Origin of the sequence: Bradyrhizobium semiaridum (assembly GCF_020329505.1) — a bacterium.
Classification (GTDB): Bacteria; Pseudomonadota; Alphaproteobacteria; order Rhizobiales; family Xanthobacteraceae; genus Bradyrhizobium; species Bradyrhizobium semiaridum.
Genome location: NZ_JAGKJJ010000022.1, coordinates 1 through 18,602, shown reverse-complemented (window position 1 = coordinate 18,602; position 18,602 = coordinate 1). Strand labels below are relative to the sequence as shown.

Sequence of the window (18,602 nt, the reverse complement as noted above, 5' to 3'; positions counted from 1 at the left end):
AAAAAACTTATCCGCAGGGAGGAATGAATGAAGAAGGCCTATTTTGCCGCAGCGGCGCTCACGGCGATCACGGCGCTCGCAGCTTCGCCGGTTCGGGCGCAGACCAACGAGATCACCATCGGTATCTCGATCTCGACCACCGGGCCGGCCGCGGCGCTCGGCATTCCCGAGCGCAACGCGCTCGATTTCGTGCCGAAGGAAATCGGCGGCGTGCCACTGAAGCTGATCGTGCTCGATGACGGCGGCGATCCGACCGCGGCGACCACCAACGCGCGGCGCTTCGTCACCGAGTCCAAGGCCGATATCATCATGGGCTCCTGCACCACGCCGCCGACGATCGCGGTGTCGACCGTCGCCAACGAAGCCGGCATTCCGCATTTCGGCCTGGCGCCGTTTCCGATCAACGAAGCGCGCATGAAGTGGTCGGTCGACCTGCCGCAGTCGATCCCGATCATGGGCAAGGTGCTGTACGATCACATGAAGGCGCACAACATCAAGACCGTCGGCTATATCGGCTATTCGGATTCCTACGGCGACCTCTGGGTCAACGACTTCAAGGCGCAGGCGGTGCCGATGGGCCTCACCATGGTCGACGAGGAGCGTTATGCGCGTCCCGATACCTCGGTCGCGGGCCAGGTGCTCAAGCTGGTCGCCGCCAATCCCGACGCCATCCTGGTCGGCGCCTCCGGTACCGCCGCCGCACTGCCGCAGACCGCGCTGCGCGAGCGCGGCTATAAGGGTCTGATCTACCAGACCCACGGCGCCGCCAGCATGGACTTCATCCGCATCGCCGGCGCGGCCGCGGAGGGCGTCATCATGGCCTCGGGCCCGGTGATGTCGCCGGAGACCCAGCCGGACACCGCGCTGACCAAGAAGCCGGGCCTCGCGCTGAACACCGCCTATGAAGCCAAGTACGGCGCCAACAGCCGCAGCCAGTTCGCCGGCCATTCCTACGACGCGTTCGAGGTAATGAAGCGCGTCATCCCGACCGCGCTGAAGACCGCCAAGCCCGGCACCCCGGAATTCCGCGAGGCGATCCGCCAGGCCTTCATCACGGAAAAGGAAATCGTCGCCACCCAAGGCGTCTACAACTGGACCGAAAAAGACCGCTACGGCCTCGACGAGCGCTCGCGCATCCTGCTGACGGTCAAGAACGGCAAGTACGTCCCGGCGAATTGAGGCGTTCGCCGGAATTGCGAATCTTTCGACCCTTCCCTGGAGGGGGAGGGTCGCTTCGCATCGCGTGCGCGATGTGAAGCGGGGTGGGGTGACCGTCTATCGGCGTCCGAGCTTCAATAGCTCAAACCGCGCTCTCGCCCTCGTGCTGGAAGCCGAGATAGCTCGCCGCGACGCGCTTGTTGGAGGCAATATCCTTCGCCGAGCCTTCGAGCACGAACTCGCCGAGCTCCATCACATAGGCGCGATCGGCGATCTGCAGCGCGGCCTGCGCGTTCTGCTCGACCAGCAGCACCGAGACACCGGCGGCGCGGAGTTCGCCGACGGTGCGGAAGATGTCGGCGACGATGATCGGGGCGAGGCCGAGGCTCGGCTCGTCCAGCATCAGCAGTTTTGGCGCGCCCATTAGCGCGCGGCCCATCGCCAGCATCTGCTGCTCGCCGCCGGAGAGCGTGCCGGCGAGCTGCTTGCGCCGCTCCTTCAGCCGCGGAAACAGTGCGTAAACTCGCTCCAGCGAGTTCGCCGCGACAGACTTCGCGATCCGGAATGCGCCGAGCTCGAGATTGTCCTCGACATTCATGGTGCCGAACAGCTCGCGATGTTCAGGCACCAGGCTGAGCCCGGTGGCGACGCGGTCCTCGATATCGAGCGGCGCCATGTCGGTGCCGGCAAAGCTGGTGCGGCCCTTCAGCGGCAGCACGCCCATGATGGCGTTGAGCAGCGTGGTCTTGCCGGCACCGTTGGCGCCGATGATGGTGACGATCTCGTTGGTGGCGACCTCGAGCGACACGCCGCGCACGGCCTCGACCTTGCCGTAGGAGATGTGGACGTCGGCGACCGACAACAGCGCGCTCATGCGGCGGCTCCGAGATAGGCCTTGATGACGTCGGGGTTGCGCTTGATCGCGGCCGGAGTGCCCTCCGCGATCTTGGTGCCGAAGTCGAGCACCACGATGCGGTCGGCGAGATCCATCACGAAGCCCATGTCGTGCTCGACCAGCAGCACCGACATGCCGCCGTCGCGCAGCTGCCGCAGCAGCGCGGCGAGCCGCTGCTTCTCCATGTGGCGCAGGCCGGCGGCCGGTTCGTCGAGCAGCAGCAGCTGAGGGTCGACGCACAGCGCGCGGGCGATTTCGACGATGCGCTGCTGGCCCAGCGAGAGCGAGCCGGCGAGCTGGTCGATCTGGTCCGACAGGCCGACGCGCGCGATCTGCCGCGCCGCTTCCGCCAGCAAACGCGCTTCCTCGGCGCGGTCGAGCCGCAGCATGCTGGAGATCGCACCCGACGAGCCGCGCAGATGGGCGCCGATCGCGACGTTCTCGAGCACGGTCATGTCGGGCACCAGCTTGACGTGCTGAAACGTCCTGCTGACGCCGAGCTTAACCACCTCCTGCGGCGGCGCGTTCTCGACCTCCTTGCCGAGCACCGAGATCTTGCCGCTAGTCGCGGTGAGCACGCCGGTGATCAGGTTGAAGGTCGTGCTCTTGCCGGCGCCGTTCGGACCGATCAGCGCCACGATCTCGCGCGCATTGACGTCGAACGAGACGTCGTTGACCGCGGTGACGCCCCCGAACTGCTTGCGCGCCTTCTCGATCTTGAGCAGCACCGGGGACGACCCTGATGCCCGTGCGGGATGCTGGAGTTGCAGCGACGTATCAGGCGTCCTGCGGGCGGGCTTGAACGGCAGCAGCGACATCAGCCACGGCCAGACGCCTGATGGCGCCAGTTGCAGCAGGAGCACCAGCATGATGCCGAACACGATGGTCTCGAGCTGGCTCTGGCCGCCGAAGATGTAGGGCAGGTAGCTCTGCAGCACTTCCTTGAGGACCACGACGATCCCCGCGCCAAGCACCGCGCCCCAGACATAGCCGGCACCGCCGACCACGGCGATGAACAGATACTCGATGCCGGCCTGGGCGCCGAACGGCGTCGGGTTGGCGGCGCGCTGGAAGTGGGCGTAGAGCCAGCCGGACAGGCCGGCCAGCACGGCGGCATAGATGAACACCAGCAGCTTGGCGCGCGGCGTCTGCACGCCGAACGCTTCGGCCGCGATATGGCCGCGACGCAGGGCGCGGATGGCGCGGCCGGTGCGGGAATCCAGGAGGTTCATGGTGAGCAGCGCCGACAGCAGCACAGCGATCCAGATCGCGTAATAGATCGTGTCCGGGCTCAGCATCCTGAACGAGCCGATCGAGAGCGGCGGGATGCCGGAGATGCCGTCATTGCGGCCGAGGAATTCGAGCTTGCTGAACAGATAGAACAGCCCGATACCCCAGGCGATGGTGCCGAGCGGCAGATAGTGGCCGGACAATCGCACCGTGACGATGCCGAGCAGCACGGCGGCGATGCCACTGACCATAAGCGAGGCCGGCAGCGTCAGCCAGGGCGAGACGCCGTAGGCGGTGGTCAGCACCGCCGTGGTGTAGGCGCCGAAGCCGCAGAACGCGGCCTGGCCGAATGAGGTGAGGCCGCCGACGCCGGTGAGCAGCACGAGGCCCATCGCGACCAGCGCGGCGAGGCCGATATTGTCGAGCAGCACGATCCAGAATGGCGGGACGCCCGGGATCAGCGGGATCAGCGCCATCACAACTGCGAAGACGATGAGAGGAAACCGCTGCGCCATCGCGCTCAATCCTTCTCTTCTTCGACGGCGGGCGCCGCGAGCGAACGCAGCACCAGCACGGGGAGGATCAGCGTGAACACGATGACTTCCTTGAAATTGCTGGCGTAGAACGAGGAGAACGCCTCGACGATGCCGACCAGGATGGCGGCGACGGCGGTGAGGGGATAGCTGACGAGGCCGCCGATGATTGCGGCGATGAAACCCTTCAGGCCGATCAGGAAGCCGGTGTCGTAATAGAGCGTCGTGATCGGCACGATCAGGATGCCGGAGATCGCGCCGATCACGGAGGCGAGCAGGAACGCGATCTGGCCCGACAGCGTGGTGCGGATGCCGACGAGGCGGGCACCGAGCCGGTTGACGGCGGTGGCGCGCAGCGCCTTGCCCATCCTGGTGTAGCCGAAGAACAGCCAGAGCCCGACGATGAACGCCACCGTCAGACCGTACACCGCGAGGCTCTGGCCGGTGAAGCGCAGCGGGCCCGCGGTCACCGCCGCATTCGACAGGGCCGGGCCGCGCAGGCCTTCGGCGCCGAAGAACACGAGGCCAAGGCCCTGCAGCGCAAGATGGCAGCCGACCGACGCGATCAACAGCACCAGCACCGAGGTGTGCGCGATCGGCTGGAAGGCGATGCGGTAAAGGAACAGGCCGATCGCGGCGACGATCAGGAGCGCCAGCGCGATGTTGACCGCCATCGGCGTCGCCGGCCCCGCCACCTTGTAGGTGACGGCGAGCAGCGCGACCGGGAACACGATGTTGAGCGCGGCGGAGCGCAGCGCCAGCCGCACATGCAGCGCCTTGCGGGCGAAGAACAGGTCGAGGCCGAAGGCGGCCAGCCCCATCGCGACCGCGAGCTGTGCCGTGCCGGGCACCTGGCCGGTCGCCAGCATCGCGTAGCTCAGCGCGCCGTAGGTGACGAATTCGCCCTGCGGGATCAGGATCACCCGCGTCACCGCGAACACCAGCACCAGGGCCAGTCCGAGCAGCGCATAGACCGCGCCATTGGTGATGCCATCCTGCAGCAGGAACAGCAAGATCGTTGTATTCAAGGCCGAGCGCTCCCCCTCAAGCGTCGGACCGCCGCCACCGTTTTTGCTGGTGGGGTCGGCCGATATCGGCTGTTGAAAGCGGCCGATATTTGATATACTCGATAACAATTATCAAATATAATCTCAAGGCCCTCAAAGAGTCGTGCAGGGCTTTTTGTATCGGGAATGCGAGCCTGGAGCGATGACTGTTTCCAAGACCGCCTCCGACGCCGTCAAATCGCCGCGTACCCTGCGAAGGGAACCGGGCGATCCTGCCGGGGACGATGCCATGCTGCAACTGGGCGAACTGTCCGGATTGCTCGGTTATTCGCTGAAGCGCGCGCAGCTCAAGGTGTTCGAGGACTTCCTGCGCTGCGTCGCGCCGCTGCAGCTGACGCCGGCGCAGTTCTCGGTGCTGCTGCTGCTCGACAAGAATCCAGGCCGCAACCAGACCGAGATCGCCAGCACGCTCGGCATTCTCAGGCCGAACTTCGTCGCCATGCTCGACGCGCTGGAGAGCCGCGACCTTTGCGCGCGGATGCGATCGGCCAACGACCGCCGCTCGCATATCCTCGTCCTGACCGAGAAGGGCCGCGCGGTGCTGGCGCGTGCCAAGAAATTGGTTGCCAACAAGCACGAGGCGCGGCTGATCGAAGTGCTCGGCCCCGCCAACCACGCCGCGCTGCTGGAGATGCTGGCGAAGCTTGCGTACGAGTTTTGACACGTTGTCCTTCCGGGGCTCGCGAAGCGAGAGCCCGGAATCCATTGCGCGGCAAACTCCGCGGCTGAATGGATTCCGGGCTCAGCCATTCGGGCTGCCCCGAAATGACATCAATCCACCAGGATTACCCTGACATCGTTGACGTTGGTCAGCGTCGGTCCCGTCAGCAGCAAATCGCCGGTCCGGGCGAAGAAGCCCGTGGCGTCGTTGTTCTCCAGATAGGCCCTGGGATCGAGCTTCATCGCCTGCATCTTCGCGAAGGTCGCCTGGTCGATGATAGCGCCGGCGGGATCGGTGGCGCTGCCGGCGCCGCCGTCGGCGCCGTCGGTGTCGGCGGCGATTGCCGAAATATCCCGCATGTCCTTGAGCAGGTCGGCGAGCGCCAGTGCGTATTCCTGGTTCGGGCCGCCGCGGCCGTTGCCCCGGACGGTGACGGTGAGCTCGCCGCCGGACAAAATCGCGACGCGCCGGCCTTCACTGCGGGCCTTCAGCGCAAGCCGTGCGTGCGCGGCGGCGACCTCGCGGGCCTCGCCTTCGAGATCGGCGCCGAGCGCGATGGTCTCGTAGCCGGCGTCCTGCGCAACCTTCACCGCGGCCTCGATCGAGGCCTTCGGCTTCGCCAGCAGATCGAATGTCGCGTGAGCAAAGGCGGGATCGCCGGGCTTGCAGCTCTCGTTGCTGGGATCGTCGAGCGCGCGGCGGACCGCGTCGTCGATGGAAAGATTGTATTTCGCGACCAGCGCGCGGGCATCCGCCAGCGTGGTCGGATCAGGCACGGTTGGCCCCGACGCGATCGCGGAGGGGTCGTCATGCGGCACGTCCGAGATCGCGAGCGTGACGATCTCGGCGGCGCGCTGGCCGGCGCGGGCCAGCCGGCCGCCCTTGATGCGCGAGAGATGCTTGCGCACCGTGTTCATCTCGCCGATCGGCGCGCCGGAGCGCAGCAGTGCGCGGTTGACCTGCTGCTTCTGCGCGAACGTCACGCCCTCCACCGGCGCGATCCAGTTCGCCGAGCCGCCGCCGGTCAGCAGCACCAGCAAGAGATCGTCCGGCGTCGCTTCGGCGGCGAGCCGCAGCGTGTCGTCGGCGGCGCGCAGGCCGGCTTCGTCGGGGACCGGGTGGCCGGCCTCGACCACCTTGATGCGCCGGGTCGGCACGCCGTGGCCATGGCGGGTAGTGGCAATGCCGACCAGCCGCGACGGCTCGAGGCCGAGCGTATCGAGATAGTGCCGCTCGGCCGCCGCGGCCATCGCGCCGGCGCCCTTGCCGGCGGCGAGGCAGATGATCCGCCCCTTCGGCACCGGCCGCAGCCGCGCCGCCAGTACGACATCGGGATGCGCCGCTGCGACCGCGGCATCGAAGATTGAACGCAGCAGAGGACGTCGGTCGGTCATGGCTGTACTTTCACGAGAAGCAGAGTGCGACGAGTTTGCATGTCGCGAACGGACTGCATTCCCTCTCCCTCGCAAGCGGGAGAGGCGATGCGAGACTGCGGCGACACTATTCTATCCAACCTGAAGTGTCCTAGTTGCCGACGATCTCGGCGGAGATGACGTCGCCGAACAGCTGCCAGCGCTCGCCCTTGAACTGCATCAGTTGCAGCTGCTCGATCGGCTGGAAGTCGCTCGGTCCGGTGCTCAGCGTCACGCCCGGCAGCAGGCCGCCCTGCGCGAACTGCTTCAGGCTCGCCGCCTGCTTCATCACGTTGGCGCGGGTGAGGTCGTCGCCGCAGCGGCGCAGCACCTCGACCATGGTGGTGGCCATGTTGTAGCCGGTCATCGCCGAGGAATCGACGCGGTTGGTGTCGGGCATGTATTTGGCGAGCAGCTCGTCGAACGCCTTCATGCCGGCATCATCCTTCCACTGCGGATCGCTGGCGTCCTTGGCATAAGCCGCGGAGATCACGCCCTGCGCGTTGTCGAGGCCGGCAGGGCGCATCACGGTCGCGGTGGAGGCCGAGACGTTGGAGACGATGGTCACCGGCTTCCAACTCATTTCGCCGAGCTTCTTGATCGCCTGCGCGCCGAACTTCGGCGTGGTGAAGAAGATGATGACGTCGGGGTTGGCGGATTTCAGCCGCACCACATGCGAATCGATCGTCGGCTCGGCGACCTCGTAGCTCTCCTTGCCGACGATGCGCGCGGGATCGCTGGCGAAGCCGTCTTCGAGGCCCTTGAGATAGTCCTTGCCCATGTCGTCGTTCTGGTAGAGCACCGCGACCTTGGCGGCCGGCTTCTCCTTGAGCAGATATTTGGCGTAGATGCGCGACTCGCTCTGGTAGCTGGGCAGCCAGCCCATGGTCCACGGGAAGGTCTTCGGGTCGTTCCACTTGGTGGCGCCGGTGGCGACGAACAGCTGCGGCACCTTCTTGGCGTTGAGATATTTCTGGATCGCGGTATTGGAGGCGGTGCCGAGCGTGCCGAACAGCAGCAGCACCTCGTCGCTCTCGACCAGCTTGCGGGCCTGCTCGACCGCCTTCGGCGGCGAGTAGGCGTCGTCATAGGAGATGAAATTGATCTTGCGGCCGTTGATGCCGCCCTCGTCGTTGACCTTCCTGAACACGGCGGCCATCGCCTTGCCGACCACGCCATAGGCCGAGGCCGGGCCGCTGTAGGGTACGATGTTGCCGATCTTGATCTCGGTGTCGCTCGCTCCGGTATCGTATTTCTTCTGCGCCGAGGCGCTGCTGCCGGTCGCTGCGGCGACGGCGAGGCCGAGCAGGGCGGTTGCGATGCGGCGTCGGTTCGGCGTGGGCATTTCCCGGAAACTCCTCGTTCGTGCCCCTTAGGGGCATCGATGTCTTCTTGATCTCAGGCGCGGCAAACTAGCCCATCGCCCGCCAAAGTGTAAGCGCGGGGCGCGATTGCCGCTCCGCCGAACGCGCCGGTGCCATGGCCAACAAAAAGCCTCTGCGGCGTGGCCGCAGGGGCTTCCGTAACCGGCCAGGCGATGGTCTGCGTCAGCCGCCGACGTCGCCGCTCAGGACTTCACCGAAGCGCTCCCAGGTCTCGCCCTTGAAGCGGATCAGTTGCAACTGCGAGAGCGGTGCGAAATCGGTCGCCGAGGTGTTGACTTTGACGCCGGGCAACAGGCCGGCAGGTTCGTAGTCGCGAATGCTGGCGGCCTGCTTCATGACGTTCTCGCGGGTCAGGTTGTCGCCGCAGGCCTTGAGGACGTGCACCAGGCCCTGCGAGACGATGTAGGCGTACATCACGGAGGCGTCGCTGCGGTTGGCTTCCGGATAGTACTTATCCAGGAACTCGTTCCACGCGATCATGGCCTTGTCGGTTTTCCACTGCGCGTCGGTCGGATCCTTGAAATATTGCGAGGAGATGATGTCCTGCGCGTTCTCGAATCCCGCCGGCTTGATCACGCTGCCGATCGAGCCCGAGACGTTGTTGAGGAAGTGCAGCGGCTTCCAGCCGAGCTCGGCGTTCTTCTTGATCGCCTGCGCCGCGAATTTCGGCGTGGTGATGTTCATGAAGACGTCGGCGCCCGAGGCCTTCAGCCGCACGATGTGGGAATCGATGGTCGGCTCGGAGACCTCGTAGCTGTCCTCGGCGACGATCATCGAGGCGGCCTTTGCGCCCAGCCCGTCCTTGAGGCCCTTCAGGTAATCCTTGCCGTAATCGTCGTTCTGGTAGAGCACCGCGATCTTGGCGTTCGGATGATTCTTCAGAATGTATTTGGCGTAGATGACGGTTTCGCTCTGGTAGTTGGGCTGCCAGCCCATCGTCCAGGGAAAATTCTGCGGGTCGTTCCACTTGGTGGCGCCGGTGGCGACGAACAGCTGCGGCACCTTCTTCTGGTTCATGTACTTCTGGATCGCAGAGTTCGGCGGCGTGCCGAGCGAATTGAAGATCAGCAGCACCTCGTCGCTTTCGACCAGCTTGCGGGCCTGCTCCACCGTCTTCGGTGGCGAATAATTGTCGTCATAGGAGATGAAGTTGATCTTGCGGCCGTTGATGCCGCCCTGATCGTTGATCATCTTGAAATAGGCGGCCTCAGTACGGCCGATCACGCCGTAGGCGGAGGCGGGACCGCTGTAGGGCATGATGTTGCCGATCTTGATCTCGGTGTCGGTGGCGCCGGTGTCGTATTTCTTCTGGGCCAGCGCCGCACTGCCCGAGGCGGTGACGAGCGCGAACGCGGCCGCAACGACCGCAAGTTGTCGTGTCGGGGACATGACGTTTCTCTCCCTGTTGTTGCCGATGACGTGTCGCGGCCTTCTGTGCCGAAGGCTCTTTGTTGTCGGTTCTGATTATCATTTTACCTGGCCCGCCTCAATGAAAAGCCCCAGCGGCATCGCTGCAGGGGCTGCATCTTTAGTCGACCGGGTCAGGGCGGACCGCCAAGGGCCGCTAAAGACCAGGGCTGCTCAAGATTTCGCCAAGTCTCGTGTACAAGTCCCCCTTACAAGTCTCCCGTATCTGTACGGGGCGCACGGCTCAATGGCCGAGGCTGGCCGACATGATGTCGCCGAACAGCTCCCACTTCTCGCCCTTGAAGCGCATCAGCTGCAGCTGCTTGATCGGTGCGAAATCGGTGGGGGAGGTGTTGATGGTGATGCCGGGCAGCAGCGTGTCGGGAGCAAAGTCCTTCAGGCTCGCCGCCTGTTTCATGACATTGGCATGGGTGAGGTCGTCGCCGCACATCTCCAGCACCTTCGCCATGGTCTGCGCGGCGGCATAACCGAACACGGTGGCGCCGTCGAACCGGTTGCCTTCGGGGTAATGCGTCCTGAGGAAGCTCAGGAATTTCTGCATGCCGGGATCCTTGTCCCATTGCGGATCGGCGGCATCCTTGAGATAGGCGGCGGACAGCACGCCCTGCGAGTTCTCGAAGCCGGCCGGCTGCATCACGCCGCCGACCGAAGCCGACACGTCGGTGAGGATCTGCAGCGGCGTCCAGGCGATCTCGGCCGCCTTCTTGATTGCCTGCGCGGCAAATTTCGGCGTGGTGATGCTGATGAGAGTGTCGGCGCCGGAGGCCTTCAGCTTGACGATGCGATTGTCGATGGTGGGCTCGCTAGTCTCGTAGGCTTCCTCGGCGACGATCATAACCGCCTTATCGGCAAAGGCGGCTTTCAGCCCCTTCAGGTAGTCCTTGCCGAAATCATCATTCTGGTAGAGCACGCCGACCTTGGCATCCGGCTTGTGCTTCATGATGTATTTCGCGTAGACGCGTGCCTCGTCCTGGTAGGACGGCTGCCAGCCCATGGTCCATGGATAGTCCTTGGGATCGTTCCATTTCGAGGAGCCGGAGGCGACGAACAGCTGCGGCACCTGCTTCTCGTTCATGTATTTGCGGATCGCGGCGTTGGTCGAGGTGCCGAGCGAATTGAAGATCAGCAGCACGTTGTCGCTCTCGACCAGCTTGCGGGCCTGCTCCACCGTCTTCGCCGGCGAATAGCCGTCGTCATAGGAGATGAAGGTGACCTTGCGGCCGTTGATGCCGCCCTGCTCGTTGAGCATCTTGAAATAGGCGGCCTCGGTCCGGCCGATCACGCCATAGGCCGAGGCGGGACCGCTGTAGGGCATGATGTTGCCGATCCGGATCTCGGTGTCGCTGGCGCCGGCGTCGTAGGCTTTCTGGGCCATCGCGACGGTGCAGGTCGCCGCTGATATCACGAGCGCCGACGAGAGCGCGGTCAGCAACTGGCGTGCCGCAATCATGGTTTCCCCACCTCGTGTTTCTTGGTGCGCGTATTCAATACGATCGGCACCAAGCGTCAACAAAAAGCCCCCGCGACATTGGTCGCGGAGGCGAGGCCGTTCTTGTTTCCGCAGTGCAGCGTTACTCGGACGGGACGTCGCCCGAGATGATCTCGCCGAACAGCTCCCATTTCTGGCCCTTGAAGCGCTGCATCTGCAGCTGCGCGATCGGGGCGAAGTCGGTGGCCGAGGTGTTGATCTTGACGCCGGGCAGCAGCGTGTCCGGCGCAAAATCCTTCAGGCTCGCCGCCTGCTTCATGACGTTGGCGCGGGTGAGGTCGTCGCCGCACATTTCGAGCACCTTGGCCAGGGTCTGGGCCGCGCCGTAGCCGTAGACGACGCCGTTGTCGGTCTTGTCGACACCAGGCATGTACTTGTCGAGGAACGCATTCCACTTCTTCATGCCGGGATCGTTGGCCCATTGCGGGTCGGAACCGTCCTTGGCATAGGCGGCCGAGAGCACGTTCTGGGCGTTGTCGAAGCCGGCCGGCTGCATCACGCTGCCGACCGAGATCGACACGTTGGTGATGATCTGCAGCGGCTTCCAGCCGAGCTCGGCGGTCTTCTTGATGGTCTGCGCGCCGAACTTCGGCGTGGTGTAGATCAACAGCACGTCCGGATTGGCGGCCTTGATCTTGACGATGTGGCCGTCGATCGAGGGCTCGGACACCTCATAGCTCTCTTCCATGATGATGGCGGAGGAAGCCTTGGCGCCGAAGCCGTCCTTGGTGCCCTTGAGGTAGTCTTTGCCGAAATCGTCGTTCTGATAGAGGATCGCGATCTTGGCGTCGGGCTTCTCCTTCATCAGCCACTTGGCGTAGATTTGCGCTTCGCTCTGGTAGCTCGGCTGCCAGCCGATGGTCCACGGGAAGTTCTTCGGATCGTTCCACTTGGTGGCGCCGGTAGCAACGAACAGCTGCGGGATCTTCTTGGAGTTCAGGTATTTCTGGATCGCGGTGTTCGAGGGCGTGCCGAGCGGGTTGAAGACCGCCAGCACCTCGTCGCTCTCGACCAGCTTGCGCACCTGCTCGACCGCCTTGGGCGGGGAGTAGGCGTCGTCATAGCTGACGAAGTTGACCTTGCGGCCGTTGATGCCGCCCTGATCGTTGATCATCCTGAAATAGGCTTCTTCGGTCTTGCCGATCACGCCGTAGGCGGATGCCGGGCCCGAATACGGCATGATGTTGCCGATCTTGATCTCGGTATCGCTCGCGCCGGTGTCGTACTTCTTCTGGGCGAGCGCGGCAGACGACGTCGCAGCAACAGCGACGATCGCCGCGGAAATCGCGGCGATCCGTACAGTCAAAAGCATAATGTCTCCTGGTTTTGTTCTATCTAATCTCAGTTCTTCTTGAGCTTTGCGATCAGCTGCTGGGCAACGATCGCGACCTGCCTGGCGCCATGCGGCACGAGGAAGATGACGAGGAACAGGAGCACGCCGAACACCGCGCCGGAGAGGCCCTTGGAAATGCTTTCGGCGATGTTCGGCACGAAGATGATGAAGGCCGAGCCGACGATCGAGCCGGGCAGCCAGCCGACGCCGCCGACGACCATGCCGAGGAACAGCGAGATCGCGAGCGTGATGGTGTAGCCGTCGGGCGCGACGAACTGCACGGCGATGGCGCCGAGGCCGCCGGCGACGCCGGTGATGCCGGCCGAGACGCCGAACGCCAGCGTCTTGTACAGCGCGACGTCGACGCCCATCGCGGACGCCGCGATCTCGTTGTCGCGGATCGCCATGAAGGCGCGGCCGGATCGCGAGCGCAGCAGGTTCACCGAGGCGACGTAGATCGCGATCGAAACCGCCAGCGTGAAGTAGTACAGCCACATGTCCTGCCCCATCGGCAGGCCGAACGGCGCATCCGGCTTGGTGACGACGAGGCCTTGCACGCCGCCGGTCCAGTGCTCGAAATAGCCGAGCTTGAGCAACTGCGGCATCGCGGTGGCGAGCGCGAAGGTCGCCAGCGCGAGGTAAACGCCGGACAGCCGCAGCGCAGGCTGGCCGAACAGGAAGCCGAAGCCGAAGCAGATGAGGCCGGCGATCGGCAGCGTGAGGGCGTAGTTCATGCCCGCATGCTCCATCAGGATCGCCGACGTATAGGCGCCGACCGCGTAGAACGCGCTCTGGCCGAGCGAGAACTGGCCGCTGCCGCCGGTCAGGATGTTGAGTGCCAGCACAGCAAGGCCGTAGATCAGCAACATCGTCATCTGGAAGATGATGAAGTTCTTGACGAACAGCGGGATCAGGATCAGCGCGGCCAGCACCGCGAGCGAGGTGCCATAGCCGAGCGTCATGGCACGCTTGGGAACGGCCTCGACGGCCGGGGCTTCTGTGACGACTTCTTCAGCGGCGCTCATGATCAAACTCGCTTGACGATGGCCCGGCCGAACAGGCCTGCCGGTTTGACGACCAGGACGGTGACGATCAGCGCGAGCGCGATCGGAAGTTTCAGCTCATTGCCGACGCCGGGGATGTAGGTGCCGACGAGGTTCTCGAAGATGCCGACCAGGAAGCCGCCGACCACCGCGCCGAACGGGCTGGAGAGGCCGCCGAGCACCGCGGCGGCAAAGCCGTAGATCAGCACGCCGAGCATCATGTTGGGTTCGAGGAACACGACGGGAGCGATCATCATGCCGGCGATCGAGCCGATCGCGGCCGCCATGCCCCAGCCGAGCGCGATCATCCACGAGGTGTTGATGCCGACCAGCCGGGCCGATTCAGGCAGCGAGGCCGCCGCACGCATCGCAAGGCCGACCCGCGTGAAGCGGAAGAAGAAGAACAGCAGCACCAGCATCAACAGGGTGATGCCGATCATGCCGGCTTGGTGGGTCGAGATCAGCTGGCTGCCGAGGAACGGCGAGGAGCCGAACGGCGTCGGATACTGCTTGATGGTGAAGTCCCAGATCAGGCCGGCCACCGAGTTGATGATGGCGTAGAGCGCGATGAAGCCGGCGACGTTGGTCAGTACCGGCGCCTTGGCGAGCGGCTTGAACAGCAGCCGCTCGATCACGATGCCGGCCGCGAAGGAGAACGCCACGGTCAGCACGAAGGCGCCCCAGTACGGCACGCCCCACTGCATCAGCTGCCAGGAGATGAAGGTCGAGAACATCGCCATTTCGCCCTGGGCGAAATTGAGATGGTCGATCGCCTGATAGATCATGACCACGGCGAGCGCCATGCAGGCGTAGATCGCGCCGGTCGCGATGCCGGCCAGGACCTGGTTGGCAAAAAGCTCCATGGTGCCTGCTCCTCAGTAGCCGAGATAGGATTTGCGGACGTCTTCGTTGTTCGCGATGTCCTTGGCATTGCCCGACATCACGATCCGTCCGGTTTCGATCACATAGGCCTGGTCGGCGAGCTCGAGCGCCAGCTGGGCGTTCTGCTCGACCACCAGGATGGTCACCTTCTCCTCGCGATTGATCTTGCCGAGGATGCGGAACAGGTCGCGCACGATCAGCGGCGCGAGGCCAAACGACGGCTCGTCGAGCAGCATCAGCCGCGGCCGCAGCATCAGCGCGCGCGCCACCGCGAGCATCTGCTGCTCGCCGCCGGACAGCGTGCCGGCCTGCTGGGTGTAGCGCTGCTTCAGCACCGGGAAGTGCTCGTACATCCGCTCGATGTCGGCGACGATGGCCTTCTTGTCGGATCGGCTGATGGCGCCGAGCTGCAAATTCTCCTCCACCGTCATGTTGGTGAAGGTGCCGCGGCCCTGCGGCACATGGGCGATGCCGAGGCGGACCACGTTCTCGGTGGAACGGGCGCCGATCGGCTTGCCCTCGAACTCGATCGCGCCGGTCGAGCGCACCATGTTGCAGATCGCGCGCAGCGTGGTGGTCTTGCCGGCGCCGTTGGCGCCGAGCAGCGTGGTCAGCGAACCCTCGTTGAGCGAGAAGGTGAGGCCGTGCAGGGCCTGGACCTGGCCGTAATAGGCGCGCAGGTCCTTGACGTTGAGCATCGCGGTCATTGGTCCTTGCTCCCCAGATAGGCCTTGATCACATCCGGGTCGGCCTGGACCTGGGCCGGCGTGCCCTCGGCGAGCTTGCGGCCGAAGTTGAGCGCGACGACGTGGTCGGCGATCGACATCACGAGTCCCATGTGATGCTCGACCAGCAGCACGGTGATCTTGCGCTCGTCGCGGATTTTGCGGATCAGGTCGCCGAGCACGTAGACTTCCTCGTGGTTGAGGCCGCCGGCCGGCTCGTCGAGCAGCAGGATCTTCGGATCCGCGGCCAAGGCGCGCCCTAGCTCGACGCGCTTCTGGGTGCCGAACGGCAGGCCGGAGACCACGGTGTGCGCGACACTCTCGAGGTCGAGATAAGCGAGGATCTCGTGCACCTTCTTGTTCATGTCGGCTTCGCCGCGGCGGACCCAGGCGAGCTTCAGCGAGTCGCTGACGATGTCGCTCGAGGTGCGCGCATGCGCGCCGACGCGGACATTGTCGATGACAGACAGATTGGGAAACAGCGCGACGTTCTGGAAGGTGCGGCCGATGCCGATCTCCGCGATCCGGTGCGGCGGGCGCGACAGTATGCTCTTGCCTTCCATCAGGATGTCGCCGGAGGAGGGCTGGTAGAGCCGCGACAGGCAGTTGAACAGCGTGGTCTTGCCGGCGCCGTTCGGTCCGATCAGGCCGAGGATGTTTCCGCTGCGCATGTCGAACGACACGCCATTGAGCGCGATGATGCCGCCGAACACGACGCTGACGTCGCGAACCGCGAGCAGGGGATTATTCCCCTGCGCGAGCTGTGCCTGCGTCATCTCGTCTCGCCCGCCATCGTCACGCGGTGCGAGCGACCTTGCGATGTGCATCGCCGGTCATGATGGCGGCTGTCAGATCCCCTCGGCCAAACGTGCAACTTTCCCTCCTACTCTGGACTTCTTGCCGTCTTCTTTTTTGGATTGCGGCGCCATCCCACCAAGCGCCAGCTCAATGTTCCTTACCATCGCGACAAGGCGAGGTCCAATGTCGTTGAGCAATCGGTCTTCCGTGAAGCGGAATGCCGGGGCTCCGCAGTTGAAGGCATAGGGACCAGTTCCGTCGTTCAGCTTCAAGGCGACGCCGACCGCGGCAACATCGTCCTGCCAGTCGCCGGCGGACATCGCGAAGCCATGCTTCGCTACCGTCTCGCCGGAACGCTCGATGCCGTCGCGCATCTTGGCCCAGCGGCTGCCGTAGTGATCGCGCAGCTCGCGCAGTAAAGCGGCGCGTTCGTCGGGCGGCAATGCCCAAATATAGGCACGTCCCATCGCCGTGGTTGCGATCGGCACCCGCGAGCCGACGTCGAGTTGCACGCCGAGCGCAAGGCCGTTCCGGCTCTGCCCGAAATAGATCATGCTGTGACGGTCGCGGCCGCCGATCGCGACCGCGCCGCCGGTCGCGCGCATCACTTCTTCTCGATACGGCTCGGACAAATGCCGAACGCCGAGATTGGCGAGCGCCGCATACCCCAGCGCCATCGCCGACGGCGCCAACTGGTACTTCTCGAACCTTGGAACAGGTGTAAGGTATCCCAGCTTGGTCAACGTGTAGGTCAGGCGGGATATGGTCGGCTTCGGTAATTTGGTGCGGGCCGCGATTTCCTGATTGCCGAGCAGCCCGTCATTGGGCTGGAATGCGCGCAGCACATCGAGGCCGCGGGAAAGCGCGACGACGAAATTACGATCGGTCGCTGCCTTCTTAACTGGACGTTTCATTCCCTGCCGCTTTGTCATGCTCGTTGACAACGCACGTGCTTCAAAATAACCCTCGCTGTCAAGATGTGGAATTTAATTTCGCAGTGCGAAATTAGTATGAAGCAGCGGGAAATGTAGCGTCTCGACGCAAGTCGCGCAGCTACTCAACACAAGTTCAAGAACAAAGCATCCAGGGAGAGTCCCGGTGAGTGAAGTCGTCAAGCTCGAGCGTCGTGACAACATTGCCGTCATCACGGTTAACAGCCCCCCTGTGAATGCGCTGAGCGCAGCGGTGCGCGGCGGCATCTTCGATTGCGTGAAGAGCGCGATCGACGATCCGCAGGTGCAGGGCATCGTGCTGACCTGCGGCGGCCGCACCTTCATCGCCGGCGCCGACATCACCGAATTCGGTAAGCCGCCGAAGCCGCCCGGTCTCGGCGACGTGCTGACGCTGATGGACGACTCGCCGAAGCCGATCGTCGCCGCCATTCACGGCACCGCGCTCGGCGGCGGCCTCGAGGTCGCGCTGGCATGCCATTACCGGGTCGCCGTCAAGGACGCGCGGCTCGGCCTGCCCGAGGTGAAGCTCGGCCTGCTGCCGGGCGCCGGCGGCACCCAGCGGCTGCCGCGCGCGGTCGGACCTGAGCTTGCGGTCAAGATGATCGTCGGCGGCGATCCGATCGGTGCGTCGGAGGCGCTCAAGGCCGGCCTGATCGAGGAAATCGTGGAGGGGCCCGCGGAAGGCGGCATCGCCTTCGCCCGCAAGGTCGTGGCCGAGAAGCGCCCGCTGCGCCGGCTGCGCGACGACGACAGCAAGCTTGCGGCGGCCAAGGCCGATCGTTCCATCTTCACCAATGCGGTCGCTGCGCTGACCAAGAAGGCGCGCGGCCTCGAGGCGCCGTTCGCCGCCGCCGACGCAGTCGGCGCCGCGATCGACCTCCCGTTCGACGAGGGGCTGAAGAAGGAGCGCGAAGGCTTCCTCAAGCTGGTGAACGGCGAGCAGTCCAAGGCGCAGCGCTACGCCTTCTTCGCCGAGCGCGAGGCCAACAAGATCGCCGGCGTGCCCGAGGGCACCAAGCCGCGCAATGTCGCGCGCGTCGCCATCCTCGGCGCCGGCACCATGGGCGGCGGCATCGCGATGTCGTTCGCCAATGCCGGCATCCCGGTCACGCTGATCGAGACCGGCGAGGAGCAGCTGAAGCGCGGCATGGGCATCATGCAGAAGAACTACGAGGCCACCGCGGCGCGCGGCGGCATCCCGGCGGATGCGCCGGCCAAGCGCATGGCGCTGATCAACGGCGTCGTCGGCATCGAGAACGTCGGTGACGCCGATCTCGTCATCGAAGCCGTCTTCGAGACCATGGCGGTGAAGAAGGAAGTGTTCGGCAAGCTCGATCAATACGCCAAGCCCGGTGCGGTGCTCGCCTCCAATACCTCCTATCTCAACATCGACGAGATCGCGAAGGCGACCAACCGTCCGCAGGACGTGCTCGGCATGCACTTCTTCTCGCCGGCCAACGTCATGAAGCTGTGCGAGATCGTGCGCGCCGACAAGACCGCGCCGGACGCGCTGGTCACCGCGGTGTCGATCGCGCGCAAGATCGCCAAGGTGCCGGCGGTGGTCGGCGTCTGCGACGGTTTCGTCGGCAACCGCATGCTGGCGCAGCGCG

General features: G+C 64.8%; 16 protein-coding genes. 3 read left to right on the top strand and 13 right to left on the bottom strand.

The window, feature by feature from the left end:
- The first annotated feature begins 27 nt into the window (after window positions 1–27).
- On the top strand, window positions 28–1,179 hold the full coding sequence (locus tag J6500_RS22920; RefSeq protein ID WP_225714963.1) for an ABC transporter substrate-binding protein: 1,152 nt from the start codon (window positions 28–30) through the stop codon (window positions 1,177–1,179).
- A 121-nt stretch (window positions 1,180–1,300) separates the two neighbouring features.
- Here the strand turns inward: J6500_RS22920 and J6500_RS22915 are convergent, their stop codons facing one another.
- The 3 genes from J6500_RS22915 to J6500_RS22905 are packed head-to-tail and all read right to left on the bottom strand — an operon-like array spanning window position 1,301 to window position 4,844.
- Entirely contained in the window at window positions 1,301–2,032 is a 732-nt protein-coding gene (locus tag J6500_RS22915; protein ID WP_225714962.1) for an ABC transporter ATP-binding protein, read from the bottom strand.
- Complete coding sequence (locus J6500_RS22910; RefSeq protein ID WP_225714961.1) at window positions 2,029–3,798, bottom strand: branched-chain amino acid ABC transporter ATP-binding protein/permease; 1,770 nt, start codon at window positions 3,796–3,798, stop codon at window positions 2,029–2,031. Before J6500_RS22910 ends, J6500_RS22915 begins: the two co-directional genes overlap by 4 nt.
- Window positions 3,799–3,803: 5 nt before the next feature.
- Window positions 3,804–4,844, bottom strand: coding sequence for a branched-chain amino acid ABC transporter permease (locus tag J6500_RS22905; protein ID WP_225714960.1), 1,041 nt, complete (start codon window positions 4,842–4,844; stop codon window positions 3,804–3,806).
- A 181-nt stretch (window positions 4,845–5,025) separates the two neighbouring features.
- Between J6500_RS22905 and J6500_RS22900 the strand changes: the two genes are divergently transcribed.
- Window positions 5,026–5,544 (top strand): MarR family winged helix-turn-helix transcriptional regulator, encoded by a 519-nt coding sequence (locus J6500_RS22900; RefSeq protein ID WP_225714959.1) that lies wholly within the window; start codon window positions 5,026–5,028, stop codon window positions 5,542–5,544.
- A gap of 110 nt (window positions 5,545–5,654) precedes the next feature.
- Here the strand turns inward: J6500_RS22900 and J6500_RS22895 are convergent, their stop codons facing one another.
- The 10 genes from J6500_RS22895 to J6500_RS22850 all read right to left on the bottom strand — a co-directional run bounded on the left by J6500_RS22895 (window position 5,655) and on the right by J6500_RS22850 (window position 16,953).
- Window positions 5,655–6,938 carry a glycerate kinase type-2 family protein gene (locus J6500_RS22895; RefSeq protein ID WP_225714958.1) on the bottom strand — a complete coding sequence of 428 codons (1,284 nt, stop codon included), beginning with the start codon at window positions 6,936–6,938 and terminating at the stop codon, window positions 5,655–5,657.
- Window positions 6,939–7,068: 130 nt separating this feature from the next.
- Window positions 7,069–8,301 carry an ABC transporter substrate-binding protein gene (locus J6500_RS22890; protein ID WP_225714957.1) on the bottom strand — a complete coding sequence of 411 codons (1,233 nt, stop codon included), beginning with the start codon at window positions 8,299–8,301 and terminating at the stop codon, window positions 7,069–7,071.
- 202 nt (window positions 8,302–8,503) lie between these two features.
- Window positions 8,504–9,730 carry an ABC transporter substrate-binding protein gene (locus J6500_RS22885; protein ID WP_225714956.1) on the bottom strand — a complete coding sequence of 409 codons (1,227 nt, stop codon included), beginning with the start codon at window positions 9,728–9,730 and terminating at the stop codon, window positions 8,504–8,506.
- Window positions 9,731–9,992: 262 nt separating this feature from the next.
- Window positions 9,993–11,219: an ABC transporter substrate-binding protein gene (locus tag J6500_RS22880; RefSeq protein ID WP_225714955.1), complete on the bottom strand. Its 1,227-nt coding sequence runs from the start codon at window positions 11,217–11,219 to the stop codon at window positions 9,993–9,995.
- A gap of 121 nt (window positions 11,220–11,340) precedes the next feature.
- Window positions 11,341–12,570, bottom strand: coding sequence for an ABC transporter substrate-binding protein (locus tag J6500_RS22875; RefSeq protein ID WP_225714954.1), 1,230 nt, complete (start codon window positions 12,568–12,570; stop codon window positions 11,341–11,343).
- A 29-nt stretch (window positions 12,571–12,599) separates the two neighbouring features.
- Window positions 12,600–13,616, bottom strand: a complete 1,017-nt coding sequence (locus J6500_RS22870) for a branched-chain amino acid ABC transporter permease (protein ID WP_225714953.1) — start codon at window positions 13,614–13,616, stop codon at window positions 12,600–12,602.
- Between the two features lie 2 nt (window positions 13,617–13,618).
- Complete coding sequence (locus J6500_RS22865) at window positions 13,619–14,497, bottom strand: branched-chain amino acid ABC transporter permease (protein ID WP_225714952.1); 879 nt, start codon at window positions 14,495–14,497, stop codon at window positions 13,619–13,621.
- Between the two features lie 12 nt (window positions 14,498–14,509).
- Window positions 14,510–15,223 (bottom strand): ABC transporter ATP-binding protein, encoded by a 714-nt coding sequence (locus J6500_RS22860; RefSeq protein ID WP_225714951.1) that lies wholly within the window; start codon window positions 15,221–15,223, stop codon window positions 14,510–14,512.
- Window positions 15,220–16,017, bottom strand: a complete 798-nt coding sequence (locus tag J6500_RS22855; protein WP_225714950.1) for an ABC transporter ATP-binding protein — start codon at window positions 16,015–16,017, stop codon at window positions 15,220–15,222. Before J6500_RS22855 ends, J6500_RS22860 begins: the two co-directional genes overlap by 4 nt.
- A 72-nt stretch (window positions 16,018–16,089) precedes the next feature.
- Window positions 16,090–16,953, bottom strand: coding sequence for an IclR family transcriptional regulator (locus J6500_RS22850; RefSeq protein ID WP_225715036.1), 864 nt, complete (start codon window positions 16,951–16,953; stop codon window positions 16,090–16,092).
- Between the two features lie 184 nt (window positions 16,954–17,137).
- On the opposite strand from J6500_RS22850, the gene J6500_RS22845 reads away from it, so the two are divergent.
- Window positions 17,138–18,602, top strand: a 1,465-nt coding sequence (locus tag J6500_RS22845; RefSeq protein WP_225714949.1) for a 3-hydroxyacyl-CoA dehydrogenase NAD-binding domain-containing protein, incomplete at its 3' end; no start/stop codon positions are given.

What these genes read in the sequence shown, in the direction of transcription:
- J6500_RS22920 (WP_225714963.1), top strand. Translation starts at nt 28, where the DNA reads ATGAAGAAGGCCTATTTTGCCGCAGCGGCGCTCACGGCGATCACGGCG.
- J6500_RS22915 (WP_225714962.1), bottom strand. Translation starts at nt 2,032, where the DNA reads ATGAGCGCGCTGTTGTCGGTCGCCGACGTCCACATCTCCTACGGCAAG.
- J6500_RS22910 (WP_225714961.1), bottom strand. Translation starts at nt 3,798, where the DNA reads ATGGCGCAGCGGTTTCCTCTCATCGTCTTCGCAGTTGTGATGGCGCTG.
- J6500_RS22900 (WP_225714959.1), top strand. Translation starts at nt 5,026, where the DNA reads ATGACTGTTTCCAAGACCGCCTCCGACGCCGTCAAATCGCCGCGTACC.
- J6500_RS22895 (WP_225714958.1), bottom strand. Translation starts at nt 6,938, where the DNA reads ATGACCGACCGACGTCCTCTGCTGCGTTCAATCTTCGATGCCGCGGTC.
- J6500_RS22890 (WP_225714957.1), bottom strand. Translation starts at nt 8,301, where the DNA reads ATGCCCACGCCGAACCGACGCCGCATCGCAACCGCCCTGCTCGGCCTC.
- J6500_RS22885 (WP_225714956.1), bottom strand. Translation starts at nt 9,730, where the DNA reads ATGTCCCCGACACGACAACTTGCGGTCGTTGCGGCCGCGTTCGCGCTC.
- J6500_RS22880 (WP_225714955.1), bottom strand. Translation starts at nt 11,219, where the DNA reads ATGATTGCGGCACGCCAGTTGCTGACCGCGCTCTCGTCGGCGCTCGTG.
- J6500_RS22875 (WP_225714954.1), bottom strand. Translation starts at nt 12,570, where the DNA reads ATGCTTTTGACTGTACGGATCGCCGCGATTTCCGCGGCGATCGTCGCT.
- J6500_RS22870 (WP_225714953.1), bottom strand. Translation starts at nt 13,616, where the DNA reads ATGAGCGCCGCTGAAGAAGTCGTCACAGAAGCCCCGGCCGTCGAGGCC.
- J6500_RS22865 (WP_225714952.1), bottom strand. Translation starts at nt 14,497, where the DNA reads ATGGAGCTTTTTGCCAACCAGGTCCTGGCCGGCATCGCGACCGGCGCG.
- J6500_RS22860 (WP_225714951.1), bottom strand. Translation starts at nt 15,223, where the DNA reads ATGACCGCGATGCTCAACGTCAAGGACCTGCGCGCCTATTACGGCCAG.
- J6500_RS22855 (WP_225714950.1), bottom strand. Translation starts at nt 16,017, where the DNA reads ATGACGCAGGCACAGCTCGCGCAGGGGAATAATCCCCTGCTCGCGGTT.
- J6500_RS22850 (WP_225715036.1), bottom strand. Translation starts at nt 16,953, where the DNA reads ATGAAACGTCCAGTTAAGAAGGCAGCGACCGATCGTAATTTCGTCGTC.